Source organism: Ruegeria arenilitoris (assembly GCF_013030985.1).
Lineage (GTDB): Bacteria > Pseudomonadota > Alphaproteobacteria > Rhodobacterales > Rhodobacteraceae > Ruegeria > Ruegeria arenilitoris_B.
The window spans coordinates 815,251-840,143 of sequence record NZ_WPYP01000001.1 but is presented as its reverse complement, the minus strand read 5'-3'; the positions used below and the strand labels follow the sequence as shown (position 1 = coordinate 840,143).

Genomic DNA, 24,893 nt, shown 5'->3' with positions numbered 1-24,893 from the left:
AGAAACCCGAACTACTCTGAGGGTCTCATATGTCCGACACGATCATCGCCCGTTGCGAAGCCAAAGGCCTGCGCATGACCGGCCAGCGCCGCACGATCGCGCAGGTTTTGCAACAAAGCGAAGATCATCCCGATGTCGAGGAACTGTATTCCCGCGCGTCTGAAGTAGATTCGGGGATTTCCATCGCCACCGTCTATCGCACCGTGAAACTGTTCGAAGAGGCCGGGATTCTGGAACGCCTGGAATTCGGGGACGGCCGTGCGCGCTATGAAGATGCCGAGCGTGACCACCACGACCACCTGATCGATATGCAATCGGGTGAGGTGATCGAATTCGTCGACCCCGAGATCGAGGCGCTGCAGGAAAAAATCGCGGCCAAGCTGGGCTATAAGCTGAAAGGCCACCGGCTGGAACTGTACGGCGTGCCGCTGGATCAGGACTGATCCATCACAAAACGCGAAGGTCAGACCCACGGGAAATCATGTATTCCGGCCTGATAATACTTGCCAGAGCGGGTGTCTTGCGTATTGGGTGACGTAAGGGGCGGCGATTTGGGCCGCTGGAATTTACGGAAATGACCATGAACAACGTAAACGGCATTTTGCTGGTCGTCGGCGCGATGGCGGCTTTTGCGCTTGAGGATATGTTCATCAAGCTGCTGTCGGTCACGGTGCCGACGGGCCAGATCATGGTTGTTCTGGGCGTGGTCTGTGGTCTTCTGTTTGCGATTTTGGCTGTGGCCACACGCAAACGCATCTTTGATCCTGTGGCGTGGCAGCCCCTGCCGCTGGCCCGCGCCGCGACCGAGATGGTCGGGGCGCTGACTTTCGTGACCGCTCTGTCGCTGGTGGATCTGTCCACCGTGGCCGCCGTGTTTCAGGCGATGCCGCTGGCCGTTACCATGGGCGCGGCGCTGTTTCTTGGGGAACAAGTCGGCTGGCGTCGTTGGAGCGCCGTCGGGCTGGGCTTCATCGGCGTTCTGATGATTATTCGACCGGGTTTCGAAGGGTTCCAGCCCGACTCTCTGTTCGTCGTGGCAACCGTGATCGCCATCGCCGCGCGGGACCTGATCACCCGCAAGCTTGATCCGCGGGTTGCGTCTTCGGTAGTGGCTTTTCAGGCCTATTTTGCGGTGGCCGTGTCGGGTGTGGCTCTGATGGTGTTTTCGGCGCAACCCGTTACCCCGCTGCAATCGGCGCAGATCGGTCCGTACCTTGGTGCCGTCGGGTTTGGTGTTCTTGGCTATTATGGCATCGTCACGGCCATGCGGATCGGCGAGGCTTCAGCCCTTATGCCTTTCCGCTATACCCGGCTGATCTTTTCGATCATGGCGGGGATGCTGATGTTCGGGGAACGTCCTGATTTTCTGACCTTCGCCGGGGCGGCGTTGATCATGGGGTCGGGCATGTACACCTTTATCCGAGAGCGCAAGCTGGCCCGTGAACTGGCCGTCGCGGCCTGACGGATCGTCGCACGTTGGCGCAAACAGGAACCTGTTAGCCCTAAAGCTCCGACAATATACCTGTTAGCGATAACATGACCGGTTTACTTTTTACCCGGTGATGCTATGAGGCATGCAACTTATTGCAGCCACAGGGACGGGCCTCATGAGCACCATCATCGACATTCACGCACGCGAAATTCTGGATAGCCGGGGCAATCCGACCGTCGAAGTGGACGTGATCCTGGAAGACGGCACTATGGGCCGCGCAGCAGTACCCTCGGGCGCCTCGACCGGTGCCTACGAGGCGGTGGAAAAGCGCGACGGCGACAAGTCGCGCTACATGGGCAAAGGCGTGCTTGAGGCCGTCGCCGCCGTAAACGGTGAGATCGCCGAAGAACTGGTGGGCTTCGACGCGACCGAACAGGTTGCCATTGACGGCGCGATGATCGAACTGGACGGGACCGAGAACAAGGGTCGTCTGGGCGCAAACGCCATTCTGGGTGTTTCGCTGGCGACCGCGAAGGCTGCAGCGGATTTCACCACGCAGCCGCTGTACCGTTATGTCGGCGGCACCTCGGCCCGCGTTCTGCCGGTGCCGATGATGAACATCATCAACGGCGGCGAACATGCCGACAACCCGATCGACATTCAGGAATTCATGATCATGCCGACCTCGGCCGCGAATATCCGCGAGGCGGTCCGCATGGGGTCCGAAGTCTTTCACACCCTGAAGAAAGAGCTGTCGGCCGCTGGCCTGGCCACCGGCGTCGGCGACGAGGGCGGCTTTGCCCCGAACATCGCCTCGACCCGAGAGGCGCTGGATTTCATCCTGAAATCCATTGAAAAGGCAGGCTACAAGCCGGGTGAGGAAATTCACCTGGCGCTGGATTGTGCCGCGACCGAATACTACAAGGACGGCAAATACGTTCTGTCGGGCGAGGGCAAGAGCCTGACCTCGGACGAAAACGCGGCCTATCTGGCGGCGCTGGTCAACGACTATCCGATCATCTCGATCGAAGACGGCATGTCCGAGGATGACTGGGACGGCTGGAAGGCACTGACCGACGCTCTGGGTGACCGGGTGCAGCTAGTGGGCGACGACCTGTTCGTGACCAACCCCGAACGTCTGGCCGAAGGGATCGAGCGTGGCTGTGCCAACTCGATGCTGGTCAAGGTGAACCAGATCGGCTCGCTGACCGAGACCCTGCGTGCTGTCGATATGGCGCACCGTGCGCGTTATACTAACGTTATGTCGCACCGTTCGGGCGAGACCGAGGACGCCACCATTGCCGATCTGGCCGTGGCAACCAACTGCGGTCAGATCAAGACCGGCTCGCTGGCGCGGTCGGACCGGTTGGCCAAGTACAACCAACTGATCCGCATCGAGGAATCGCTGGGTGAGGTTGCGGAATATGCCGGAGCTTCGATCCTGAAGCGCTGATCCGGCACAAAACAGCCCTGCCTGACCCCGGGCAGGGCATGTCAGGATGAGAGCCAGGTCATGGTAAAAGCGCTGATCTTTGACGTGTTCGGTACCTGCGTTGACTGGCGCAGTTCCATCGCGCGCGAAGTGGCTGCGGTTTTGCCGGATCTGGACGCTCTGGATTTTGCCGATGCGTGGCGGGCTGAGTACGACCCCTCCATGGCCGCTATCCGTGAAGGGGGCAGGGGTTATGTGCCGCTGGACGACCTGCACCGCGAGAACCTTGAGGTTGTTGCCACCCGTTTTGGCGTTACTGTTCCAAACCCAGCCGATCTGACGGCTGCATGGGAGAGGCTGGACCCCTGGCCTGACGTCGTGCCTGCATTGCAGGTGTTGAAGCGCAATAGGATCATCGCACCCTGCTCAAACGGCTCAATCGCGTTGATGACCCGGCTTGCGAAGTATGGCGGCCTCCCTTGGGACTGCATTCTTGGGGCAGAAATGGCCCGGGACTACAAACCAAAGCCGCAAGTCTATCTGGCCAGTTGTGCCGCGCTGCGGCTGAGCGCCGATCAGGTCATGATGGTCGCCGCGCATAATGATGACCTGTACGCAGCGCGGCAGGCAGGTTTGAAAACCGCTTTTGTGGCTCGCCCGACCGAGCACGGTCCGTTCCAATCTCATGACCTGCGGGCTGAAGGCAACTGGGACATTGTCGCCAAAGATTTTGCGAATTTAGCAGACAAGCTTGGCTAGAGCGGGTCGAGACCCCAAAAAACTTAGAAAATTCTGATTGTGTAACGCCCTAAAAAGGCAGTTACTTTTTCCGCAAGCGGACTTTTGGCTGACATAAATCAGGTTATGTGTGAACTTTTTCCTATTTGTTTCAAATTGAGCTGACATATGCTGCCGGCATTACAGAAAGGAGAACACCATGACTGGTTCGAAATTCCTTCTCGTAGCCTCAGTGATCAGCACTGTTTTCTTGGCGGCCTGTTCAGGGCCGGGCACTTACCCGATTACCGGTGATCCGGTGTCTGCGACTGATCCGGTACAGGATATGGGAACGCCCACTTACGTCTTCCGAGGTGAATCCCGGTAAGAGTAATTTAGCCGTTCATGGATCAAAGCGATTGTGATGGGGACGAGTGTCAGAGCTTTCTGCTCATCAACATGTAACGCTCACGCGGTCTGAATCCGGTGCGCAGATACAGTTTCTGCGTGGCCTCGTTGGTACGATCGACCTCAAGATGCAGAGCGGTCAGACCAGCACCGGCAAGGGCTTTCGGCAGGTCCAAAAGCACTTCGGTCGCGATGCCGCGGCCCCGGACGGCAGGGCGGATGTATATCTCGTCGACAAAGCCGTCCATGCCGCCGAACTCGACCGACCAACCGAAAGTCAGAACGATATAGCCCAGCGGCGCACGACCGGGACCAATCAGGTAGATGCAACCGTGGGGGATGCCCTCAAGTAAGGGGGCCAGCGCGTTGCGGGTCTGGTCAATGTCCTGCTGGATACCAGCCTCGGTATGAAAGGCAGTGACCAGCCCCATCAGACGATCCAGGTCTTCCGGACGGGCGAGTTTCAGTGCGGCGCTCATAGGCGGGCCAGCCTTTCTGTTAGCAGGTCAAAAAATCCGTCGGCATCGATTTCGCCCATGAACATGGCGTTGGGCGCATGGTTCGTGACGCGCCACCAATCGGCGACGGTCATGCCCATAGTCAGTTCCGACTGAGTTTCGATCTGGACGTTGATGTGACGGCCCGAGAACAGATCGGGCCGGATCAGATAGGCGGTCACGCAGGGATCGTGCAGCGGCGCGCCCTCGGAGCCGTACTTTTCCATGTCGAACCGTTCGAAGAAATCTGTCATCTCGGCAACCGCATGGCCGACTTTGGAATCCAGCGCGCGGAAGGCTTCGTTGCGGTGTCTGGTAACCAGCGCGTCATGGGTCACGTCCAGCGGCATGACAACGATGTGAATGCCGGATTTAAACACGATTTCAGCGGCTTCCGGGTCAACGTAAATGTTGAACTCCGCCGCCGGAGTGATGTTGCCGACCTCGAAATACGCGCCGCCCATCAGCACGATTTCCTGAACCCGGTCGATGATGTCGGGCGCTTTCTGAAAAGCGGTGGCGATATTGGTCAGCGGTCCCAGCGGACAGAGCGTCACCGTCCCGGGTTCGTTCGCGCGCAGGGTGTCGATGATGAAATCAACCGCGTGGCCCTCGGCCAGAGGCATCTGCGGGTCGGGCAGGACGGGCCCATCCAATCCGGTCTTGCCGTGCACATGTTCCGCCGTGACCAGAGGCCGGTTCAGCGGACGATCGCATCCGGCATAAACCGGGACATCCGTGCGCCCGGCCAGTTCACAGACGATCCGCGCATTCTTGGCTGTCAGTTCCAGCGGCACGTTTCCGGCAACGGCAGTGATCCCCAGAACATCGACCTCTTCGGGGCTGGCCAGCGCCAGCAGTATGGCAACGGCGTCGTCCTGTCCGGGATCGGTGTCGATGATGATTTTGCGGGGTGCCATGCTCTGCCTCCGGGGTCTTGAAGCGCGGACACTCGCAAGTGTCACCGCGCTTGTCCAGCAGTTTCAGGCCCCGGTCGTGACATCCACAGGCGGGAGTTTGCCGTTGGCGCGATGCTCTTCGGTTTTTACCTCGTCCCACAGCGCGTCCATTTCGGCCAAATCACTTTGAGACGGGGTTTTTCCGCGGGCGGCCAGTCGTGCCTCGACCTGTTCAAAGCGGCGGGTGAACTTGGCATTGGTGCGGCGCAGGGCGGCCTCGGGTTCGATGCCCAGATGGCGACCCAGATTGACCATCACGAACAGCAGATCGCCGAATTCATCCTCCAACGCGTCGGCGTCCATGCTGTTGCGCGCCTCTTCCAGCTCAGCGGCCTCTTCGGTGATTTTGGCCAGCACGTGGCTGGCATCGGGCCAGTCGAATCCGACGCGAGCCGCGCGTTGCTGCAACTTGTGGGCGCGCAACAGGGCGGGCAGGTTGGCGGCCACACCGTCCAACGCGCCTTTCTGTTCCTTGCCCGCACGTTCGGCGGCCTTGATCGCTTCCCAATCCACCGTCTGCTGCGCAGCCGATTTGTCCCGGGATTCATCACCGAACACATGTGGGTGTCGCGCGACCATCTTGTCAGACATGGTGCGCACAACGTCCTGAAAGCTGAAATGCCCGGCTTCTTCGGCCATCTGCGCGTGGAATACGGACTGAAACAGCAGGTCGCCCAACTCTCCCTTCAACTCATCATAGGCCTCGCGTTCGATGGCGTCAGCGACCTCATAGGCCTCTTCGATGGTGTACGGGGCGATGGTGTCGAAGTCCTGTTCGATATCCCAGGGGCAGCCTGTTTCCGGGTCGCGCAGGCGGCGCATGATTTCCAGCAAACGCTCGATCCCGGCGTCGCTGTCATGGATCAGAGGATTTTCGGCCATTGCGAACCCTTTCGTTCCGGTGTCAGATGCATCCATTCCGCAGCCAGGTTCAGGAGTCCACCCCCTATGCCCGTCGTCAACCGAATTGCTGATTTCGCCGCCGATATGGCCGCGTGGCGGCAGCACCTGCATTCGATCCCCGAGCTGGAATTCGAATGCCATGAAACGGCGGCCTTTGTCGCGGATCGCCTGCGTGAATTTGGCGTGGATGAGGTGCACGAGGGTATTGCCAAGACTGGGATTGTCGCGATCATCAACGGGCAGGGCGAAGGACCCACGATTGGTTTGCGCGCTGACATGGATGCTTTGCCGATCCCCGAGGAGACGGGGGTTGAGTATGCCTCGAAACGGCCCGGTCTGATGCACGCATGTGGCCATGACGGACACACCTCGATGCTGCTGGGGGCCGCGCGCTATCTGGCGGAAACGCGGAACTTTGCAGGTCGCGTGGCGCTGATTTTTCAACCGGCCGAGGAATCTGGCGGTGGGGCCGGTGTGATGGTCGAAGAAGGGATCATGGACCGGTTCGACATCTCTCAGGTCTATGCGCTGCACAATGCGCCCAACGTCCCAGCGGGGGCTTTTCACACCGCGCCGGGGGCGATCATGGCGGCGGTGGACACGTTTCATGTTTATATTCAGGGCGTTGGCGGCCACGGCGCCATGCCGCATGAAGCCCGTGACCCGGTGATGGCGGCCTGCGGGATTGCACAAGCGCTTCAGACCATTGTCAGCCGAAATCACCACGCGCTGGACGATCTTGTGGTCTCGGTCACGCAAATCCATACCGGCACGGTAGACAACGTGATCCCGGATACCGCCTATATCAACGGCACGGTACGCACTTTTGATCCGGCCGTGCAAAAGATGGTGATGGAGCGGATGGAGCAGATCGTACAGGGGCAGGCGGCCTCATACGGAGTCGAGGCGCGGCTGGACTACGAAGTGCACTATCCCGCCACGATCAACAGTACCGAAAAAACGAATTTCGCGGCGGATGTGGCGCGGGAAATCTCGGGGACCGATCAGGTTGTCGATGATGTTCCCCGTAACATGGGGGCTGAAGATTTCGCCTATATGTTGAATGCCTGCCCGGGGGCCTATCTGTTCCTGGGGCAAGGCGAAGGGGCCGGGTGGCACCATCCGAAATACAACTTCAACGATGAGATCGCGCCGGTGGGCGCCTCATTCTTTGCGCGGATCGTGGAAAAGGCGCAACCGCTAGGCTGATGGGGGAATAGCATGGCACTGGAAGACGCAAAAAATCAGGTGGATGAGGCGTTCACCAATCCCGACCTCAAGGGGCTGTCGTTCGAGAACACCTTTGGCGGCGCCACCTCGTTCCTGCGGCGGCTTTATACCAAGGACTTGAAGGGCGTGGACATTGCTGTGACGGGCGTGCCCTTTGACCAAGCGGTGACCAATCGCCCCGGCACCCGGTTAGGCCCCCGCGCGATCCGTGAGGCCAGCGCGCTGCAATCACCGGATGCGCCCTATGGCTGGCCGTTTGATGCGCTCAGCGAATTGGCGATCGTGGATTATGGCGACGTGGCCTATGACTATGCCAACATTCCGGCCTTTCCCGACACATTGACCGACCATATCCGCAGCATTCTGGCCGCCGATGTGGCCTCGGTTTCCTTGGGCGGGGATCACTATATCAGCTTTCCGATCCTCAAAGCCTACGCCGAGAAATATGGGCCGATGTCCTTGCTGCAGTTCGATGCGCATACGGACACCTGGGCCGATGACGACATGACCCGAGTGGATCACGGGACCATGTTCTACAAGGCGGTGAAGTCGGGGATCGTGGACCCGAAACGCTCGGTTCAGGTCGGTATCCGCACCACAAATGAGGATACGCTGGGCGTCAACATCATCGACGCGCGCGAAGTTTACGAATCCGGCCCCGCTGCCGTGGCACAAAAGATCAAAGGCATTCTGGGCGACAGCCCGGTCTACCTGAGCTTTGACATCGACGGCCTGGACCCGGCCTTTGCCCCCGGCACCGGCACGCCGGTCTGGGGCGGGCTGAGTTCCATTCAGGCGCAGATCATCCTGCGCGATATCGCCGGGATCAACATCAAGGGCGGCGACGTGGTCGAGGTCTCTCCGCCCTATGACACCTCCGGCGCGACGGCGATTGCAGGCGCCCATGTGGCGACGCAGATCATTTGCCTTTTGGGCTGGAACAAGCTGGCATGAAACGGCAGAAGATAATGATCTGGGCGGGTATAGTTGCCGTTGGCCTACCTGTCGGTTTTTTCGGGCGTGGTCTTTTCCAGCAGCCGGTTAATCGGGTTCAAACCGCGATGAACCTGTTCGAAGAGTACTGTGTTTCTTTTGCCAGCCTGCGGGTTATTGATCCGGGTAAGAACTTGGTGCGCCTTGAACGCGCTGACGGTTTGGCTTGGGTCGAACCGGACACGACGCTACTCTTACGATACAGTAACAGTACTTGCTCGGTTTCCGATGCTTTGAAGCCGATGACTCATGAAGAGCGCAAGGCGTATGATGCTGCGGTTGCTGGCCTAATCGGAAAAACTCTTCCTGATCTTACACCCTACGATACAAGCAAGGGTCAAGACTGGACAGGTGCAGACGCGTGGCCTGCCTTTCTGTTTTGGGAGAGCCATCCTGTCGGGGACGAAAGGCGTTGGGGTGTAAGTTATGTGCGATTTGCTTCAGACGCGGAATCTCAGACGGAATTAAGTGTTTCTTATCGAATTGATGATCAGATTTCGGAAAATTTGCAGGAACTTCTAAACGGTTCGTAAAGCAATGTTCTGAGGGGCTTGTCGAGGAACAAAATGACAGACTTCAACCAACCGATCAGCGGCAATGATCTGGCGCGATTTTCCGGGCCGAACACATTTATGCGCCTGCCGCAGGCGGATACATTGGCCGGGCTGGATGTGGCCGTGCTGGGCATTCCGATGGATATCGGCACCTCGTGGCGGTCGGGCACGCGGTTTGGACCAAAGCAGATTCGCAGCGAAAGCGCGATGATCCGGCCCTATAACATGGCCAATTCCGCTGCTCCGTTCGACAGCCTGCAAATTGCGGATATCGGCGATCTGGCGATCAATACTTTCTCCTTGGCCGATAGCCTCAAGATCATCAAGGAAAGCTACGACGCCGTTCTGGCACAGGGTGTGACACCTGTTGCGATGGGAGGGGACCACTCGATCACCCTGCCGATCCTGCGGGCGATTGCGGCCAAACACGGCCCGGTGGCGCTGGTGCATGTAGATGCCCATGCGGATGTGAATGACGAGATGTTCGGCGAGAAGGAAACCCACGGCACAGTATTTCGCCGCGCCTATGAAGAAGGGCTGATCGTCCCCGACAAGACCTTCCAGATCGGCATTCGCGGCTCGGGCTATGCTGCCAGCGATTTTACCGAGGCCAAGGGCTGGGGCTTCCGCCAGTTCCCGGCGTGGGAGTTGTGGCAGCAGAACCTGACCGAGATTGGTTCACAAATCCGCAAAACGGTCGGCGATCACCCGACCTATTTTTCCTATGACATCGACAGCCTGGACCCGTCCTTTGCACCCGGCACCGGAACGCCCGAGATCGGAGGTCTGACGACACCGCAGGCGCTGCAACTGATCCATGCACTGGCCGGGATGAACGTGGTGGGCTGCGATCTGGTTGAGGTCTCTCCGCCCTATGACCCCACGGGCAACACGGCGCTGACGGCCGCGAACCTGCTGTTCGAGATGCTGTGCATTTTGCCCGGCGTGACGCAACGGTAGGGGGATCGGTACCTTGTCCGACGCGCCTTTGCGAATAACGCTTGCGAAAAGAACGGGTTCGGGATGAAGAAAACGGTGTTTTGGCTGATCGTGGGTTTGGTGGTGCTTGTGGGTGCCTATATTCGTTTGGCCCCATCCGACCCGGGGATATGGCATGTGGCACCCGTGGGTGAGGCCGATCTCGACATGCAAGGCGGCGTCCTTCGGGTGATTGAAACCGGGCCGGACGGCTTGGCTCTGCTGGACGCCATCGCAAGGGGGACGCCACGCACCGCTGTGCTGGCCGGATCGGTGGATGAGGGGATGATAACCTATGTCACCCGCACCAAAGCGGTAGGCTTTCCCGATTATACCACTGCTCAGCAAGACGGAGATACTCTGCGCATTTATGGTCGGTTGAGGTTTGGACGATCAGACTTTGGAGTGAACAAGACCCGAGTTGATGGATGGCTTGCTGAACTGCAATAGGTTGAAATCCCTATAAAAAGTCTCCAATAAGTAGTATGAGTGACTATGAAAGAAAACTCCAGCTAGCGGCCACAAAGCTGCAAGCTGCCGGTTGGCAGAAGTCTCCGAAACCAACTCCAGACGTCCGCGTTCTAAGATACTTTGGCTTCGAGCCGAGGCCGTTTGCTTATAGAAGCAGGGTCGCGCGCATAACTTTTGGCTTACTCTTGTTTGGCGGAGGTTGGGGTACAGGCATGTTCATTATGAGCAATACCGTTCAATGCAATGCTTCAAGGTTGGTTATAGGCTCCATACTTATTGGCGCGATTTTGACCCTTTACGCCGAGTATGGAGTTTGGCGGTATCGCAAAAAATTGCAAGTTAAGCCGTTGGGAAGACCTATGATCGGCTAGGTGGCGTTCTGATCTAGTGTCGGGGTATCAAGCTTGGGCCAATCAACCAACCCTGACGAAAGACACCCCTCCTGTACTTCGCGCCACATCGGCACATTCAGCGACATCTGACATTGGGCGGTGAACATGCGTCCATCGACCTGCAGGCAGATCATCTCGCCCAACTCGATACGCGATCCCGATTTATCGGTGCAATAACAGTCTTGTACCTTGCCTTTGGGGCCGACAACATCGGCCATGGCAGGGGTCGCGCACAGCAGGAATACAAGCGCCAAACGTGTCATACGCGTCAGCTTAGCACAGGGACGGCCCTTGACCAAAGCCTCGGATTGATAGACACCGCGCGGATGATCCCCGAAGAACGCCTTGAGCAGATAACCCAGCGATTCCAGTACCTCGAAGCCGCCATGGCCGATGGCGCCTCGGGCGGAGATATTGCGGCTTTGGCCAAGGAATACTCGGATCTCAAGCCGGTGGTTGATCAGATCATGGCCTGGCGTCAACTGGTCGCCGATTTGGCCGAGGCCGAGGTGATGCTGGCCGACCCCGACATGAAAGAGCTGGCCGAGGAGGAAATCCCCGACCTTCAGGCCCGCATCCCCCAGGCGGAACACGCCCTGCAACTGGCACTGCTGCCCCGGGATGAGGCCGACGCGCGGCCCGCGATGCTGGAAATCCGTCCCGGCACCGGCGGGGATGAGGCGGCGCTGTTCGCAGGGGATTTGCTGCGCATGTACCAGCGCTACGCCGAAGGGCGCGGCTGGCAGTTTGAGATCATCGAGGAGCAGGCCTCGGATTTGGGCGGGATCAAAGAGGTGGTCGCCCATATCAAGGGTGACAATGTCTTTGCCCGCATGAAATACGAATCCGGTGTGCATCGCGTGCAGCGCGTGCCCGAAACCGAAAGCGGCGGGCGTATCCATACGTCTGCGGCGACCGTCGCGGTTCTGCCCGAGGCCGAGGATGTGGACATTCAGATCGACGCCAATGACATCCGCATCGACACTATGCGCAGTTCCGGCGCGGGTGGGCAGCACGTGAACACCACCGACTCGGCGGTGCGGATCACGCACCTTCCGACGGGTTTGGTCGTGACCAGCTCCGAGAAATCGCAGCACCGCAATCGTGAGATCGCGATGCAGGTTCTGAAAACGCGCCTGTACGACATGGAACGCCAGCGGATCGATAGTGAACGTTCCGCAGATCGCGCCAGTCAGGTGGGGTCGGGCGACCGGTCCGAGCGGATCAGGACCTATAACTTCCCGCAGGGCCGCATGACGGATCACCGCATCAACTTGACGCTGTATAAGCTGGATCAGGTGATGCAGGGCGATCTGGACGAAGTGATCGACGCGCTGACCGCCGATGACCAGGCGCGCCTGCTGGCGGAGATGGCGCAGTGATTGCGGCGTTGACAGCGGCGCAGGCCATGGTCGCAGCGACCGCGCGCTTGCGGGCCGCAGGGGTTGCTGATCCGGCACGGGATGCGCGGATTCTGCTGGCCCATGCCGCGCGGATCGAGGCCAGCCGGGTTACACTGATCGCGCCCGAGGAACTCTCGCCCGAAATCGCCGAACGCTATGACCAGTTGATCTCGCTGCGGGCCATTCGGGTACCGGTGTCTCATCTGCTGGGTGAGCGCGAATTCTACGGCCGCCAGTTCCGGGTCAGCCGCGATGTGCTGGACCCGCGGCCCGAAACCGAGACTCTGATCGAGGCGGCGCTGAGCGAGCCGTTCGATCATGTGCTGGACCTGGGCACCGGCTCCGGCTGCATCCTGATCACGCTGCTGGCCGAGCGCACCAGTGCTTCGGGCGTAGGCGCGGATCTGAGCGAATCCGCCTGCCTGCAGGCCAGCGCCAACGCAGTGCAGCATCAGGTACAGGAGCGGGTCGAGATTTTACGCTCGGACTGGTTCGAGGACATCGAAGGCGAGTTTGACCTGATTGTTTCAAATCCGCCCTATATTTCGCTGTCGGAAATGGAAGAGCTGTCCCCCGAAGTTCGCGAGCATGAGCCGCGCATGGCACTGACGGATGAGGGTGACGGGCTTGGCGCGTACCGCCATATCGCGGCCTCGGCGCCAGACTTCCTGATGCCGGGTGGGCGGATTCTGGTCGAAATCGGCCCAACCCAGGGCCAAAGCGTCGCATCCCTGTTTCAGGCTGCGGGCCTGACCAAAACGCGGATCATTCCCGATCTGGACGGTCGCGACCGTGTCGTTCTGGCCAGAATGCCGTAATTGCGGCGTTGGGTGAGGCTAAAAAGCGCCGATTGATGTAAAAAAGCTGCGATTTTTTGGACAAAGCTCTTGTCTGCGCGCGCTGGACATGCTTACTCAGAGATAGTCGGAGAGGTTGACGCTGTCTCAGCGGGCCCCTGACGCCAAGCCCAAAAAAGTCGACATCGCGTGACGGCTAAAGCCATTGAGCAGTGCAGGACGCGACTTCATCGGCACCGAATGACAAGGCTGACGTAAAGTAAGATGAGATCTTCCAAATCCCGCTCGCGGGCCAAGAATAACCGCAATCGTCCTTCTGGCGGCAACGTTGTTAACCGGGTTTTTGACAGCTCGGGTCCCGAAGGTAAGGTGCGCGGTACGCCCCAGCAGATCATTGACAAATACAATCAGTTGGCGCGCGATGCCCAGCTGTCGAACGACCGCGTGGCTGCCGAGAACTTTCAGCAACACGCCGAGCATTACCTGCGTCTTCTAAGCGACGCGCAGCGCGAGATTGAAGCTCGCCGCGAAGAGCAAGAGCGCCAGAATCGCGAGCGTCAGGCCGAACGTGACCGTGAGCGCGCCGAGCGTCAGGAGCGTGAAGCCGCCCGCCAGGCCGACCCTGCCGATGCGCCGCAGCCCGACGTGATGGATTTCGGCACGCCCGAGGCCGCACCCGAAAGCGGTTTGGTCGAGACGCCGGAAAGCAAAGGGTCCGAGCCGGCCCCGGCGCCGGAGAAAAAGGACAAACCAGCGCGTAAGCCACGGGCACGTAAACCCAAGGCAGCGCCTGCCGAGGATGCGCCCAAGACGGATGGGGATGCTCCGGAAGCAGCCGAGTAACGACTGGTACAGAAATTGTAAAAGCCCCGGAGGTTCCGGGGCTTTTTCTTTTTGCGTTCAGCTATTTTTGACTTCGCGGGCCAGCGCGCAGAACGCCTCGAGCGGGACCTGCTCGGCCCGTTCGGTGGGCTGGATGCCTGCCGCCAGCAGACGATCTTCGATATCTGGTGCGACGCCTTTCAGTGAGGCACGCAACATCTTGCGGCGCTGGTTGAAGGCGGCAGCCACGACGCGTGACAGGGTCGCCGCGTCGGCAGGGTAACGCGGCTCGGGCAGGGCGGTCAGGTGGACCACCGCGCTGGAGACCTTGGGTGGCGGAGTGAACGCGCCGGGGGGCAAAGACATGGCGATGCGCGCCTCGGCCCGCCATTGGGCGAGGATGGCAAGGCGGCCATAGGCCTTGCTGCCGGGTTGGGCGACGATACGCTCGGCCACTTCGCGCTGGAACATCAGGGTCAGGCTTTGCCAGAAGGTCGGCCATTCGGGCGGGGTCAGCCAGCGGACCAGAAGCTCAGTACCGACATTGTAGGGCAGGTTGGCTGCGATACGGATCGGCGGGGTCAGGTGCGCCAGCGGGTCGATTTCCAGCGCGTCGCCGTTGATCACCTCAAGCCGGCCGGGGTAGGCGGCTGCGATGTCGTTCAGGGCAGCGATGCAGCGGGTGTCTTTTTCGACGGCCACAACCTTGCGTGCGCCTTCGGACAGCAGCCCGCGGGTCAGACCACCGGGGCCGGGGCCGATTTCCAGCACGTCGCAGTCGGTGAGGTCTCCGGCTTGCCGCGCGATCTTGGCGGTCAGATTCAGGTCCAGCAGGAAGTTCTGGCCCAGCGACTTGCGCGCCGAGAGCTGATGTGTCGCGATGACCTCGCGCAGAGGGGGGAGATTGTCGATTGCGCTCATGATCCGGTTACCGTGGCGCAGGGTGAGGGGCATGCGCCAGAGATTTTTTGCCTCCGGCGGGGATATTTGGGGCCAGATGAAGGATCAAGAGCTTTGTGCCATGCGTTGGGCCAGTTTCAGCGCCTCGATCAGGCTTGTGGGGGTGGCGATGCCCTTGCCTGCGATGTCCAGCGCGGTGCCGTGATCAGGCGAGGTGCGGATGAAGGGCAGGCCCAGTGTCACGTTTACACCGCGGTCGAAATCCAGCGTCTTGATCGGGATCAGCGCCTGATCGTGGTACATCGCAATTGCCGCGTCGTAGCGCGCCCGGGCGGCGGCGTGGAACATCGTATCCGCCGGATGCGGCCCGGTAACCGTATAGCCGTCGGTGGACAGATCGTCGATCAATGGGGCGATCCAGTCCAACTCTTCCCGCCCCATCTTGCCGCCTTCGCCTGCATGAGGGTTCAGGCCCGCAATGGCGATGCGCGGATGCGCGATGCCGAACTGGCGGCGCAGGCCTTCAGCGGTGATAGAGATCGTCTCGCGCAGCAGGTCCGGCGTCAGGGCTGAGGGCACCTGCGACAGAGGGATGTGGATGGTTGCAGGCACCACGCGTAACTGGTCGCTGGCCAGCATCATCACAACCCGTTTGCGATCCGCAAGGGCGGCCAGAAATTCGGTATGTCCGGGATAGGCAAACCCGGCCCCGTCGATCAGTGCCTTTTTGTGGATGGGGGCAGTGCACAATGCCGACGCGGCACCGGATTGAACCAGCGAGACACCCTGTTCGATCGCGTCAATGACATAGGGCGCGTTGGCCGGGTCGGGTTGGCCCGGAACATTGGGGGCCGGGAAATCCAGATGCAGAACGGGCAGGGCGATGGCGCAGGCATCAGCAACCTCGGACGGGTGCGAGATGCGCGCAACCGGTGTGCCGGGCGGCAGATGGGCAGCGTCACCGATATAGAAGAACGGGCAGGCGTCGCGCAGGTCCGACCACGCCTTGGCTGCAATTTCCGGGCCTATACCGGCCGGATCTCCGCAGCTGAGCGCGATCGGGGCCGTCATTGCTCGACGATAATTGCTTCGGCGCGCAGCTGCGCCAGCAGGCTCTCGGAAAAGGCCTCGAGCCGTTGCTGGGTCAGCGCGTTGGCCACGTCCGTGCGCGACGTCTCTTCGCCCAGATCGCGGGTGCGGGTGCACAGCATCAGGAACATCAGCGTCTGGCCGTTGTTGCGGGTCAGTGCCGTGGACACCTCGTTCAGATCCAGCTTGGCAAGCTCCAGCGCCACGTCGCGGGGAATTTCTCCGGGGCTGGCCTGAATACGCTGCAGCACTTCGGCCGGTTGATCCTTGGCAACACCGTAGAGGTCATCGCAGGTGTCGACCTCTTCCTTCAGTCGGGCGGCTTTGGCCAAGGTGTCGGCGCTGCGGCCGCCGGCCATGTTATAGATCGCGTAGTCGATCTCGGAATAACGGGTGGCGCCTGTTGCAACCTCGCGCAGGCCGCGCATCTGGAACAGGGCGATAGCGTTGGGCAGGCTCAGCGGTGGGGTGATGTCGCCGTTCTTCAGGCCAATGATCACCGGTTGCAGGGCCGGTGGCAGGCTTGAGAGGTTCAACCAGTCCAGCCGCCCGCCATTTTCGCGCGTGGCAGCCGCCGAAAACTGTGTTGCCGCCGCTGAAAACGAGTCAAAGCCTTCCAGCCCGGAAATCTCTTCTGCCAGCAGCTCGGCTTGTGCCACAGTCTGCTGGTTCACCGGGATGATGATTTCGGACAACAGCACCTGCAGGCCACCGCTGTCGGTTTGTCCCAGCGCGCGGTTGATTTCATCAGCGGTCGGGCGTGCCTGCGACAGGAAGCGCGCACTGACGTAGTCGCGCCACGTAATCTGGTCGGCGACGAAATCGCGAACGGTCTCGCGGCTAACGCCCTGATCGGCCAGCAATTGCAGGAACTCATCAGACGACAATTGCCCGCGCGCAGCAAATTGGTCGATGCCCGCCTGAACGTCTTCGGGCGCGGCCTGAATCCCCGCCTCGCGCATGACCTGCTTCCGCAGCCGGTCGTCGATCAGGGCCTTGCGCACTTCGTCCTCGGACGCGCCGGGGGCACCCAAAACGGTCAAGAATTGTTGCCGCTGGCCCAGCTCGTACCAGGTGATCACATCCTGATTGACCTTGATCGCCGGCGAAAACAGGCTTTGCGCATCGGCCTGAGGCGATGTCATGGCCAGCATTACCCCGACCAGAACAGGGGCGACCGGTTTTAGCCAACCGGAGCGAAGGAAACTGGAGAAACCTGAAATCAACTGCATCTTCTCTTGTACTGTTGGCCGCCACTGGTAACGGAGTAACCCGTCAGGGCTACGGTAAACCCGAATTCTGTCGAAGGCTCAATAGTTGATGATGAGGTATAGCGCCTGCTGACGTTCATGTTAACCTGCACACATTCATTCTGATACGTGACCCCCAACTCATAGCGGATCGGCTCGGATTCGCTTAGGTCATAGCGTGCCAGGGCGGTTGTGTTCCAGTTCTGATCCACACGGTAACGTCCGGTCAACCAGATCTCTGAAATCTCGTCATCCGCGTTTTCCGCCGGATCGGGCTCTTGCCAGACATAGCTGCCGGCGACGCCCATTGTCTCTTGCTGCCATGCAGCGCGAAGCTCGGCCTTGGCAAAGCTGAAGTCTCCGTTCAGCAGGCCACGCCCGGCCAGTGACCAGCCATTTGCGGTCTGAATCTGACCGGCCAGCAGCAGATCCGAGGTCGTGCCCTGCAAGCCGGAGGTCAGGTTGAAATTGGGGTCCGCTTCGGTACGAAAGACCTGACCGACCGTGGCCAAAGCCCGCCAGTTTCCAGCGGAATAGCGCGACCAGTTTACGCCGATGACGCCGGTCAGGCCGTCTTCGCGCTGGTCCGGGGCCGGAAACCGCGACAGCGACAGCAGGTTGCCCTGATCGAATTCCTGAAAGGTGCTTTCGTCGTCGGGCACATCATCGTCGGTCACATGAGTCCAGCCGACCTGGGCAATCGGTTCGAGGATCTGGGTCGCGCCAGAGGTTTCCCGCTTGCGCATCGGATAACGCAGCGTCAGCGCCGCGCGCGGGGTGGCGCGGGTCACCTGATCGGGGAATTCGCTGTCGTGGCGAATGTTGAATGTATCAACCGACGTACCCACGCGTGCCTCGGCCCGCAGGCCCGACGCGAAGGTCCAGTTGCGCAGCCATTCCGCATCAAAGGTGGCACGGGCAATATCGCGACCAACGATGTCTTCGTCGCTGGTGCGTTCATGGGCGTGCGTAATGAAGCTCAGCCGGACCTCGCCGCCCAGGGATGTCGGGAACATGCGTTTCTGGTAGTACAGGTCGAAAATCCGCGACGGGATTTCATCCTGATCTTCGCTGTCGCGCAGCGTTTTATAGTGGATGAAACTGGTGCGGAACGCGGTGTCGCGCTTGATCCGTTCAAGTGCGACCTCGCTGCGCAGCCGGTCAAGATCGGGCAGGCCGTAATCCGCCAGATAGGCGTCGTCGGATGTGGTTCGGAGGTTGAACAGGAACCGGTATCCGTCATTGAGGTTGAACCAGCCGTTTGCGAACAGATATCCCCGGTCCTGGTTCGGCTGCAGGTCGTCGCGGGTATAGGCGCCGTCAATCTGAATGCGGCCGTTTTTGAAGGCCTGCCGAAAACGTAGCCCAAGGGTCTTGGTCTTGGACGAGACATAGGGGGTCAGTGTCAGGTCCTTGTGATCGCCCATCTTGATGAAATAAGGCACCTGAACGCCGGTTCCCAACTGCGATGTGGTCCGGATCGACGGCACCAGAAATCCGGTGGCGCGGTCCAGCGTCGGATCCGGTAGCCGCAGGTAGGGGAAATAGAAGACCGGCACGTCCAGCACCCGCAACTGTGCCCCCTCAAAGTAAAGTTGGCGTTCCAGCTGATCATGCGTGACCTTGCGGGCGCGGATCTGCCAGATCGGCGGCTTGCCGTTGGCGCAGACATGGCACGAGGTGGCCGAAACCTTGCTGAGCTGCGTATATCTGCCCGCTGCGCGGGTGGCCTGAACCGAGGCGACCTGAACCTGTTGGTCGAACACCATTCGGGCGCCGATCAGCAGACCGTTCTGAAGGCTGCCATCCAGTTCCGCCGAATCCGCCAGAATCGTCGTCGCCCCGGCCTGATCGATGCGGATCGGGCCTTCGAGCGTCAGCGCGCCGGTTTCGCGGTCATAGGTAATGCGGTCGGCGGTGATTTTGGCGTCGCCCTGAAAGGCCTCGACATTGCCTTCGGCCACCAGCACGCGCTCGGGCGTGATGAAAATCTCGTCTGCCACCAGCAGGGCGGGCTGATCTTCCTGCTGGGCGTCCTGCGCCGGATTGGCGGCAGGCTGAGTCTGAGCCAAGACACCGGTTGGCAGTGCCAGTGCAACGGCGCCTGACAGCAGAAGGTGGGATATGAGCCGCATCAGCCGTCCTCCGCATGAAGCAGAAGGCCGAGGGACAGTAGAATGGCGGCAAAGGGCGGAGCCCAGGCCGCGACAACGATAGGCAATTGACCGTTTTCCCCGAGTATTTGGGCAAAGTTGCGAACGAAATAGATGGCAAATCCCAGCAGAATGGCGGACAGGACTGCGATGCCGGTGCCGCCAAAGCGCACGTGGCGCATGGTAAAGGCCGCGCCGATCATCACCATCGCCATCAGAAAGAAAGGCCGTGCCAGCTGTACCTGCAGCCAGACCTCATATTGTTTGGTGGAAAATCCCGCCTCGCGGAGGTCGCGGATCAGTTGGGGCAGATCGTAGACCGAAACTGAATCCTGCTGACCCAGCGTGTCCAGAATGCGTTGCCGTGTCAGAGTTGTCGGGATTTCGATCTGCGAATGCACCTCGGCGGCGGTTTCCGGGTTTATGTCATCGGCCAGAGACCAGATTTTGGCATTGGACAAGATCCACGACCCGTTTGACAGCCGCGCCTGATCGGCAATGATCTGCTGCGTTGGTTTGCCATCCGGTGAAAAAGAGATGATTGTCACCCAAGTCAGCTCCAGCGTGTCGGCGTTCGTGGTGCCGCGCGCGTGAATGACCGACTGTCCATCCGCCGATCCCTGCCGCAGCCACAGCCCTTCGCTGGTGATCGACAGGGCGGAATCACCGTTGTTCTTATAAGTATCCGACAGGCGCCGAAACTCCTCGGACGTGGCGGCGGTAATCGGGTTCAGCAAGGCCACCGCCAGGGTGCCGATCACCAGTGCCAGCGTAACGGGGGCCAGCAGCGCCCGGATGCCTGACCGCCCGATGGCGCGGGTCACCACCAGTTCGGAACTGCGCGCCATCCCGACAAACAGCGCGATGGTGGACAGGATCACCAGCAGCGGAAGCATTTCGCTGATCGCCGCCGGTGTGTTCAGCAGGGTCAGGTGCAACAGGGTGCCGAAAGACAGGTTTTCCGAGTCGAACCGGCGGGCCTGTTCTACCAGATCGATCAGAATCAGCAGGGTCAGGAAAATACCACCAATGACCAGAAAACTCTGGATGAACCGGCGGGCGAAGTAACGGTCGAGGATCACGAATGTGCCTCCACCCAGACGGCTTCCTGGGGGAACCGGGCGATCATCTGGCCAGAATCACCGTCGCCTGCGCGGATGCGCACCGGCTTATGCCTGCCCTGTCTCGCCAACTCGTTCTCCCCGATCCTGCCGGAATTTTTCGGGGACTGTAATGCAATCCGCGCGCGGGGAAAACTGCTATCTGGTCAAGCCGCCCGGCGCGGGCTAGGTCTTGGGGAACAGATTTTGAGGAGTTTGCAATGAGCAGTCTTGTACCGATCCGGTTTCAGCCCTTTGACGTGGATGTGATGGCGCAGGCCGAGGGGCGTGTGGCCGTGATCGTGCCGCCCGAGGGCAAGATGAGCCCTGCGGTGCGTCGCGCCAATCGACTGACCCGCGGCGCGGTTGTTCGGCTGATCGAGAGCGCCCGGTTCGAAAAGGTCAAAACAGGCGACGTGATATCATTGGCTTGGCCCGGCGGCATGGCGGCTGAGGCGTTGGACATCGTGGTTTTGCCACGCCGCCCCGACGCGGCCGAGGCACGCAAGGCCGGTGCCGCGCTGGCAAAGCTGGCGGGTGGCAAAGACCTGCTGGTGATGGCGGGCAATCAACCGCGCAGCGAGGAACTGGCGACGGGTATCGCCCTGCGCAGTTATGATTTCGACGCGCATAAGACAAAGGAATCGGACGAAGCGGGAACCGTTACCATCAGCCACCACAAAGCTGATGAGGTCGAGGCCGCCTTTGCCCCGCAATACGCCGTGGCTGATGGCGTGCGGATGACCCGCGATCTGACCAACGAGCCGGCCAACGTCTTGACCACCACAGAATTCGCCGACCGTCTGGTCGAGATGAAGGAACTGGGCCTCGAGGTCGAGGTGCTGGAAGAGGACAAGCTGGAAGAGCTGGGTATGCGCACGCTGCTGAGCGTCGGGCAGGGCTCGGTCAGTCCTTCGAAGGTTGTGGTGATGCAGTGGAACGGCGGCGACAAGGACGACGCGCCGCTGGCCCTGGTCGGTAAGGGAGTTGTGTTCGATACCGGTGGTATCTCGCTCAAGCCTGCGGGCGGTATGGAAGACATGACCATGGACATGGGTGGCGCGGGTGTCGTCGCGGGCACCATGCGCGCACTGGCCAAGCGCAAGGCCAAGGCCAACGTGGTCGGGCTGGTGGGTCTGGTCGAGAACATGCCTTCGGGCAACGCGACCCGTCCGGGTGACGTGGTCAAATCGATGAAAGGTGACACGGTCGAGATCATCAACACCGATGCCGAGGGCCGTTTGGTTCTGTGTGACGTGATGTGGTACGCGCAGGAGCGGTTCAGCCCGGTCGGCATGATCGACCTCGCCACGTTGACCGGTGCGATCATCATCGGTCTGGGGCATGAGAACGCGGGTGTCTTCTCGAACAATGACACGTTCTGCGATGCCTTCCTGAAATCGGCCAAAGCCGAGGACGAGGGTGCATGGCGGATGCCTTTGGGTGAGGCCTATGACAAACAGCTGAAATCGCGCATTGCCGACGTGAAGAATGTTGGCGGCCGTCCGGCGGGCTCGATCACCGCCGCGCAGTTCCTGCAGCGGTTCGTGAAAGAGGAGACGCCGTGGATTCACCTGGATATCGCGGGTGTGGCCTCGGTGTCTTCGGAAACGTCCTACGCACCCAAAGGGGCCACTGGCTGGGGTGTTCGTGCACTCAGCCGCCTTGTGCAGGACAATTTCGAGTAATCCGATGGGCGCCGTCTATTTCTACCACCTGACCCGTCAGCCACTGGAGTACACCTTGCCGTTTCTGCTGGACAAGGCACGGCAGGCCGGGTGGAAGATCGCCGTGCGGGGCACCGAACCCGCCCGGATGGACTGGCTGGATGAGAAACTGTGGCTGGGGCCCGACGAAGGGTTCCTGCCACATGGCCGCGAAGGCGGCCCCCACGATGCAGCGCAGCCCATTTTGCTGACCACCGGGCCCGAGGCCGCCAACAACCCGGCCTGCATTATGGCCGTGGACGGGGCACCGGTGGACCCGGATGAAGTGGCGGCGCTGGAACGGGTCTGTATCCTGTTCGATGGCAATGATGGCGAAGCTGTTCAGCACGCGCGGGGCCAGTGGAAAGCCCTGACCGGGGCGGGATGTTCGGCGCAATACTGGTCCGAGGAATCGGGTCGGTGGGAGAAGAAGGCCGAGGCATAAGCCGCTGGCTTCAAAGTAAATCTCGGGAGAGTGACAGATGGAAATGAAGCCTTTGGGCCGCACCGGCATCATGGTGACCGACCTGTGCCTTGGCACCATGACTTTTGGCACACAGACCTCTGAGGCGGACGCCCACACGCAGATGGATATGGCGCTGGAGGCCGGGATCAACTTCGTCGATACCGCCGAGATGTACCCGGTCAACCCGATCTCGAAAGAGACCGTGGGTCGGACCGAAGAGATCTTGGGCAATTGGAACGCCGCCAACCCGTCACGTCGGGGCAACTATGTTCTGGCGACCAAGCATTCAGGCGCCGGGTTCGCTCATGCCCGCGATGGTGCGTGGATTTCGGGTGAAACCATTCCCGAGGCGATTGAAGGCTCGCTGCGGCGGTTGCAGACGGATTGCATTGACCTCTACCAGTTTCACTGGCCGAACCGGGGCAGTTACATGTTCCGGCAGAACTGGAACTATTCGCCTTCGGGGCACAATACCAACGAAGTTCTGGACAACATGCAGGACTGCCTTGAGGCATTGCAGGCACAAGTGGACAAGGGCAACATCCGCACCTTTGGCCTGTCGAATGAAAGCGCCTGGGGCACTGCGCAATGGCTGCGCATTGCCGAGCAGATGGGGGCGCCACGGGTGGCCTCGGTTCAGAACGAATACTCGCTGCTCTGCCGTCACTTCGATACGGATATGGCCGAGCTGAGCGTGCATGAGGATGTGGGGCTGATGGCCTTTTCGCCTCTGGGGGCCGGGTTTCTGACCGGCAAGTACCAGGGTGGCGCAGTGCCCGAAGGGTCGCGTATGTCGCAAAATGCCGAAATGGGTGGCAGAAAATCAGACCGGGTCTTTGATGCGGTGACGGCCTATCTTGCGATTGCCGAACGGCACGGGCTGGATCCGGTGCATATGGCGCTGGCGTGGTGTCGGACGCGGCCCTTCATGATGTCCTCCATTTTCGGAGCGACCACGGTGGCGCAGTTGGAGCATATTCTGGCTGGAAAGGACCTTCGGTTGGCGGATGGGATCGTGGCCGAGATCGGCCAGGCGCACCGCGCGCATCCGATGCCCTATTAGGGGGCTCTGCCCCCACCGCGCTGCGCGCGCCTCCCCCGAGGTATTTTGGGCCAGATGAAGCGGATCCCGTCAGTGATGGGTCGGGTGCGCGCGCTCTTGCCTCAGGTCGCGGGCCGAAAGGCCGTGTGCGGTGCGGAAGGCGCGGGCAAAGCTGGATTGTGAGGCGAACCCTGTGGCAAGCGCCACATCCATCAGCGACAGGTCGGTATCGGTGACAAGACGGCGGGCCTCGGCCAGGCGCAGTTGCAGGTAGTGGTCCTGCGGCGTCGTATCCAGGCGGAGGCGGAATTGCTGTTGTAGCGTTCGGGGGCTGGTGCCGAGGGTTTCCGCGATATCTGCCAACGGCAAGGGGTCATCAAGAGACGATTCCATCAGCGTGTTGGCTTTGGCTGTCAGAGCCGTGTGGCGATGCGGTGCCCCTGTACGGCTTTGCGGCTTGGCTGGGTCTGGCGCGCCATCATAGAGGAAGAGGCCCGAAACGCGCGCGGCAAAGCCAGCACCGTGGCGTGCAGCAATGATGTGCAGCATCATTTCGACCGCCGGAATTGCGCCGCCTGACGTGAGGCGGTCTCCGGACACGGTGAACCGATCGGGGCGCACGTCCACTTCGGGGAAGCGGGCGGCGAAATTGTCGAGGTCTTCCCAATGGGTCGTGGCGGCGTGGCCGTCCAGCAAACCGGCTTCGGCCAGCAGCCAGGGCCCGCCGTCGATGCCGGCCATGGTGGCACCCGTACCAGCAATGCGGCGCAGGCCAGCCAACAGGCTGGGTGTGGCGTGCCGGGCCAGTTGAAACCCGGCGATGACGATCATCAGATCGCAACTTTGCAAGCGGGCCAGAGGGATGCCGGGAACGTTCAGCGCACTGGTCAGCATCGCGGGCTCTGCCGTGGCGGTGACATAGTCCCAATCAAACGCCGGACGGTCCGCCAGGCGGTTCGCAGCCCGCATCGGATCGACGGCGGATGCGAAGCTGAGCGTGTTGCATTCATCCAGCACCAGCACGGCCGTTTTCAGCGCGCGATGTTCGGGTTGCAGTATGTTTTTTGCGGATTTCATCAAGTTCGATTCGCATTCTGGCAAGTGTTTGCACAAGGCTGCGTCAAACTCAGGTCCGAACGCAAATCGGAATCCGTGGAGAAGTCTGGGGAAAACCCGGGCAAAACGGGGTATAACTTGGG

At 60.6% G+C, this 24,893-nt stretch carries 26 protein-coding genes; 16 read left to right on the top strand and 10 right to left on the bottom strand.

Annotated features, from left to right (window positions below; all coding sequences use genetic code 11):
- Window positions 1–29 precede the first annotated feature (29 nt).
- From GOX88_RS04130 to GOX88_RS04115, 4 genes are all read left to right on the top strand, one after another.
- Window positions 30–443, top strand: coding sequence for a Fur family transcriptional regulator (locus tag GOX88_RS04130; protein WP_170325197.1), 414 nt, complete (start codon window positions 30–32; stop codon window positions 441–443).
- 137 nt (window positions 444–580) lie between these two features.
- The gene (locus GOX88_RS04125) at window positions 581–1,462 is read left to right on the top strand and encodes a DMT family transporter (RefSeq protein WP_170399535.1); all 882 of its coding nucleotides are present in this window, start codon (window positions 581–583) and stop codon (window positions 1,460–1,462) included.
- A 145-nt stretch (window positions 1,463–1,607) separates the two neighbouring features.
- A complete protein-coding gene (gene eno, locus GOX88_RS04120) occupies window positions 1,608–2,885 on the top strand; it encodes a phosphopyruvate hydratase (protein WP_170399532.1) in 1,278 nt (425 codons plus the stop codon).
- 60 nt (window positions 2,886–2,945) lie between these two features.
- A complete protein-coding gene (locus GOX88_RS04115; RefSeq protein ID WP_170399529.1) occupies window positions 2,946–3,623 on the top strand; it encodes a haloacid dehalogenase type II in 678 nt (225 codons plus the stop codon).
- Between the two features lie 395 nt (window positions 3,624–4,018).
- Here GOX88_RS04115 and GOX88_RS04110 read toward each other — a convergent pair whose 3' ends face one another.
- From GOX88_RS04110 to mazG, 3 genes are all read right to left on the bottom strand, one after another.
- A complete protein-coding gene (locus GOX88_RS04110) occupies window positions 4,019–4,468 on the bottom strand; it encodes a GNAT family N-acetyltransferase (RefSeq protein ID WP_170399526.1) in 450 nt (149 codons plus the stop codon).
- Window positions 4,465–5,406, bottom strand: coding sequence for a nucleoside hydrolase (locus tag GOX88_RS04105; RefSeq protein WP_170399522.1), 942 nt, complete (start codon window positions 5,404–5,406; stop codon window positions 4,465–4,467). The genes GOX88_RS04110 and GOX88_RS04105 overlap by 4 nt, the downstream gene beginning before the upstream one ends.
- Window positions 5,407–5,469: 63 nt before the next feature.
- Window positions 5,470–6,327, bottom strand: coding sequence for a nucleoside triphosphate pyrophosphohydrolase (mazG, locus tag GOX88_RS04100; protein WP_170400249.1), 858 nt, complete (start codon window positions 6,325–6,327; stop codon window positions 5,470–5,472).
- Window positions 6,328–6,393: 66 nt separating this feature from the next.
- Here mazG and GOX88_RS04095 point away from each other — a divergent pair, with 66 nt between their 5' ends.
- The 6 genes from GOX88_RS04095 to GOX88_RS23705 all read left to right on the top strand — a co-directional run bounded on the left by GOX88_RS04095 (window position 6,394) and on the right by GOX88_RS23705 (window position 10,945).
- Entirely contained in the window at window positions 6,394–7,557 is a 1,164-nt protein-coding gene (locus GOX88_RS04095; RefSeq protein WP_170399521.1) for a M20 aminoacylase family protein, read from the top strand.
- A 12-nt stretch (window positions 7,558–7,569) separates the two neighbouring features.
- Window positions 7,570–8,532 (top strand): agmatinase, encoded by a 963-nt coding sequence (gene speB, locus GOX88_RS04090; RefSeq protein ID WP_170399518.1) that lies wholly within the window; start codon window positions 7,570–7,572, stop codon window positions 8,530–8,532.
- Window positions 8,529–9,104 carry a hypothetical protein gene (locus GOX88_RS04085; RefSeq protein WP_170399515.1) on the top strand — a complete coding sequence of 192 codons (576 nt, stop codon included), beginning with the start codon at window positions 8,529–8,531 and terminating at the stop codon, window positions 9,102–9,104. Before speB (GOX88_RS04090) ends, GOX88_RS04085 begins: the two co-directional genes overlap by 4 nt.
- A gap of 33 nt (window positions 9,105–9,137) precedes the next feature.
- Window positions 9,138–10,085 (top strand): agmatinase, encoded by a 948-nt coding sequence (speB, locus tag GOX88_RS04080; RefSeq protein ID WP_170399512.1) that lies wholly within the window; start codon window positions 9,138–9,140, stop codon window positions 10,083–10,085.
- A 63-nt stretch (window positions 10,086–10,148) separates the two neighbouring features.
- Window positions 10,149–10,553: a DUF1499 domain-containing protein gene (locus GOX88_RS04075; RefSeq protein WP_170399509.1), complete on the top strand. Its 405-nt coding sequence runs from the start codon at window positions 10,149–10,151 to the stop codon at window positions 10,551–10,553.
- A 35-nt stretch (window positions 10,554–10,588) separates the two neighbouring features.
- A complete protein-coding gene (locus tag GOX88_RS23705; RefSeq protein WP_367647754.1) occupies window positions 10,589–10,945 on the top strand; it encodes a DUF6404 family protein in 357 nt (118 codons plus the stop codon).
- Here the strand turns inward: GOX88_RS23705 and GOX88_RS04070 are convergent.
- Window positions 10,942–11,229, bottom strand: coding sequence for a hypothetical protein (locus GOX88_RS04070; RefSeq protein ID WP_170399506.1), 288 nt, complete (start codon window positions 11,227–11,229; stop codon window positions 10,942–10,944). The two genes, GOX88_RS23705 and GOX88_RS04070, sit on opposite strands and share 4 nt — an antisense overlap.
- Before the next feature lie 63 nt (window positions 11,230–11,292).
- Here GOX88_RS04070 and prfA point away from each other — a divergent pair, with 63 nt between their 5' ends.
- The 3 genes from prfA to GOX88_RS04055 all read left to right on the top strand — a co-directional run bounded on the left by prfA (window position 11,293) and on the right by GOX88_RS04055 (window position 14,009).
- Window positions 11,293–12,348 carry a peptide chain release factor 1 gene (gene prfA / locus GOX88_RS04065; RefSeq protein WP_170400248.1) on the top strand — a complete coding sequence of 352 codons (1,056 nt, stop codon included), beginning with the start codon at window positions 11,293–11,295 and terminating at the stop codon, window positions 12,346–12,348.
- Window positions 12,345–13,187 carry a peptide chain release factor N(5)-glutamine methyltransferase gene (gene prmC / locus GOX88_RS04060; RefSeq protein ID WP_170399503.1) on the top strand — a complete coding sequence of 281 codons (843 nt, stop codon included), beginning with the start codon at window positions 12,345–12,347 and terminating at the stop codon, window positions 13,185–13,187. Before prfA ends, prmC begins: the two co-directional genes overlap by 4 nt.
- Window positions 13,188–13,430: 243 nt before the next feature.
- Window positions 13,431–14,009 carry a DUF4167 domain-containing protein gene (locus GOX88_RS04055; protein WP_170399500.1) on the top strand — a complete coding sequence of 193 codons (579 nt, stop codon included), beginning with the start codon at window positions 13,431–13,433 and terminating at the stop codon, window positions 14,007–14,009.
- A 57-nt stretch (window positions 14,010–14,066) separates the two neighbouring features.
- On the opposite strand, the gene rsmA is transcribed toward GOX88_RS04055, so the two are convergent.
- From rsmA to lptG, 5 genes are all read right to left on the bottom strand, one after another.
- A complete protein-coding gene (rsmA, locus tag GOX88_RS04050; RefSeq protein ID WP_170400247.1) occupies window positions 14,067–14,909 on the bottom strand; it encodes a 16S rRNA (adenine(1518)-N(6)/adenine(1519)-N(6))-dimethyltransferase RsmA in 843 nt (280 codons plus the stop codon).
- A gap of 84 nt (window positions 14,910–14,993) precedes the next feature.
- Window positions 14,994–15,959: a 4-hydroxythreonine-4-phosphate dehydrogenase PdxA gene (gene pdxA, locus GOX88_RS04045; RefSeq protein WP_170399497.1), complete on the bottom strand. Its 966-nt coding sequence runs from the start codon at window positions 15,957–15,959 to the stop codon at window positions 14,994–14,996.
- Window positions 15,956–17,209 (bottom strand): peptidylprolyl isomerase, encoded by a 1,254-nt coding sequence (locus GOX88_RS04040; protein WP_170399494.1) that lies wholly within the window; start codon window positions 17,207–17,209, stop codon window positions 15,956–15,958. Before GOX88_RS04040 ends, pdxA begins: the two co-directional genes overlap by 4 nt.
- Window positions 17,200–19,362, bottom strand: coding sequence for an LPS-assembly protein LptD (locus GOX88_RS04035; RefSeq protein ID WP_170399491.1), 2,163 nt, complete (start codon window positions 19,360–19,362; stop codon window positions 17,200–17,202). The genes GOX88_RS04040 and GOX88_RS04035 overlap by 10 nt, the downstream gene beginning before the upstream one ends.
- Window positions 19,362–20,462: an LPS export ABC transporter permease LptG gene (gene lptG, locus GOX88_RS04030; protein WP_170399488.1), complete on the bottom strand. Its 1,101-nt coding sequence runs from the start codon at window positions 20,460–20,462 to the stop codon at window positions 19,362–19,364. The genes GOX88_RS04035 and lptG overlap by 1 nt, the downstream gene beginning before the upstream one ends.
- A 239-nt stretch (window positions 20,463–20,701) precedes the next feature.
- On the opposite strand from lptG, the gene GOX88_RS04025 reads away from it, so the two are divergent.
- From GOX88_RS04025 to GOX88_RS04015, 3 genes are read left to right on the top strand one after another with little or no spacing between them, the layout of a single operon-like run.
- The gene (locus GOX88_RS04025) at window positions 20,702–22,168 is read left to right on the top strand and encodes a leucyl aminopeptidase (RefSeq protein WP_170399485.1); all 1,467 of its coding nucleotides are present in this window, start codon (window positions 20,702–20,704) and stop codon (window positions 22,166–22,168) included.
- Window positions 22,169–22,172: 4 nt separating this feature from the next.
- Complete coding sequence (locus GOX88_RS04020) at window positions 22,173–22,631, top strand: DNA polymerase III subunit chi (RefSeq protein ID WP_170399482.1); 459 nt, start codon at window positions 22,173–22,175, stop codon at window positions 22,629–22,631.
- 37 nt (window positions 22,632–22,668) lie between these two features.
- Window positions 22,669–23,715 carry an aldo/keto reductase gene (locus GOX88_RS04015; protein ID WP_170399479.1) on the top strand — a complete coding sequence of 349 codons (1,047 nt, stop codon included), beginning with the start codon at window positions 22,669–22,671 and terminating at the stop codon, window positions 23,713–23,715.
- 69 nt (window positions 23,716–23,784) lie between these two features.
- Here GOX88_RS04015 and GOX88_RS04010 read toward each other — a convergent pair whose 3' ends face one another.
- Window positions 23,785–24,771: a GlxA family transcriptional regulator gene (locus GOX88_RS04010; RefSeq protein WP_170399476.1), complete on the bottom strand. Its 987-nt coding sequence runs from the start codon at window positions 24,769–24,771 to the stop codon at window positions 23,785–23,787.
- Window positions 24,772–24,893: the final 122 nt, after the last annotated feature.

Bases quoted from the DNA above. Each gene is read 5' to 3' on its own strand.
- GOX88_RS04130 (WP_170325197.1), top strand. From the start codon at position 30: ATGTCCGACACGATCATCGCCCGTTGCGAAGCCAAAGGCCTGCGCATG.
- GOX88_RS04125 (WP_170399535.1), top strand. From the start codon at position 581: ATGAACAACGTAAACGGCATTTTGCTGGTCGTCGGCGCGATGGCGGCT.
- eno (WP_170399532.1), top strand. From the start codon at position 1,608: ATGAGCACCATCATCGACATTCACGCACGCGAAATTCTGGATAGCCGG.
- GOX88_RS04115 (WP_170399529.1), top strand. From the start codon at position 2,946: ATGGTAAAAGCGCTGATCTTTGACGTGTTCGGTACCTGCGTTGACTGG.
- GOX88_RS04110 (WP_170399526.1), bottom strand. From the start codon at position 4,468: ATGAGCGCCGCACTGAAACTCGCCCGTCCGGAAGACCTGGATCGTCTG.
- GOX88_RS04105 (WP_170399522.1), bottom strand. From the start codon at position 5,406: ATGGCACCCCGCAAAATCATCATCGACACCGATCCCGGACAGGACGAC.
- mazG (WP_170400249.1), bottom strand. From the start codon at position 6,327: ATGGCCGAAAATCCTCTGATCCATGACAGCGACGCCGGGATCGAGCGT.
- GOX88_RS04095 (WP_170399521.1), top strand. From the start codon at position 6,394: ATGCCCGTCGTCAACCGAATTGCTGATTTCGCCGCCGATATGGCCGCG.
- speB (WP_170399518.1), top strand. From the start codon at position 7,570: ATGGCACTGGAAGACGCAAAAAATCAGGTGGATGAGGCGTTCACCAAT.
- GOX88_RS04085 (WP_170399515.1), top strand. From the start codon at position 8,529: ATGAAACGGCAGAAGATAATGATCTGGGCGGGTATAGTTGCCGTTGGC.
- speB (WP_170399512.1), top strand. From the start codon at position 9,138: ATGACAGACTTCAACCAACCGATCAGCGGCAATGATCTGGCGCGATTT.
- GOX88_RS04075 (WP_170399509.1), top strand. From the start codon at position 10,149: ATGAAGAAAACGGTGTTTTGGCTGATCGTGGGTTTGGTGGTGCTTGTG.
- GOX88_RS23705 (WP_367647754.1), top strand. From the start codon at position 10,589: ATGAGTGACTATGAAAGAAAACTCCAGCTAGCGGCCACAAAGCTGCAA.
- GOX88_RS04070 (WP_170399506.1), bottom strand. From the start codon at position 11,229: ATGACACGTTTGGCGCTTGTATTCCTGCTGTGCGCGACCCCTGCCATG.
- prfA (WP_170400248.1), top strand. From the start codon at position 11,293: ATGATCCCCGAAGAACGCCTTGAGCAGATAACCCAGCGATTCCAGTAC.
- GOX88_RS04055 (WP_170399500.1), top strand. From the start codon at position 13,431: ATGAGATCTTCCAAATCCCGCTCGCGGGCCAAGAATAACCGCAATCGT.
- rsmA (WP_170400247.1), bottom strand. From the start codon at position 14,909: ATGAGCGCAATCGACAATCTCCCCCCTCTGCGCGAGGTCATCGCGACA.
- pdxA (WP_170399497.1), bottom strand. From the start codon at position 15,959: ATGACGGCCCCGATCGCGCTCAGCTGCGGAGATCCGGCCGGTATAGGC.
- GOX88_RS04040 (WP_170399494.1), bottom strand. From the start codon at position 17,209: ATGCAGTTGATTTCAGGTTTCTCCAGTTTCCTTCGCTCCGGTTGGCTA.
- GOX88_RS04035 (WP_170399491.1), bottom strand. From the start codon at position 19,362: ATGCGGCTCATATCCCACCTTCTGCTGTCAGGCGCCGTTGCACTGGCA.
- GOX88_RS04025 (WP_170399485.1), top strand. From the start codon at position 20,702: ATGAGCAGTCTTGTACCGATCCGGTTTCAGCCCTTTGACGTGGATGTG.
- GOX88_RS04020 (WP_170399482.1), top strand. From the start codon at position 22,173: ATGGGCGCCGTCTATTTCTACCACCTGACCCGTCAGCCACTGGAGTAC.
- GOX88_RS04015 (WP_170399479.1), top strand. From the start codon at position 22,669: ATGGAAATGAAGCCTTTGGGCCGCACCGGCATCATGGTGACCGACCTG.
- GOX88_RS04010 (WP_170399476.1), bottom strand. From the start codon at position 24,771: ATGAAATCCGCAAAAAACATACTGCAACCCGAACATCGCGCGCTGAAA.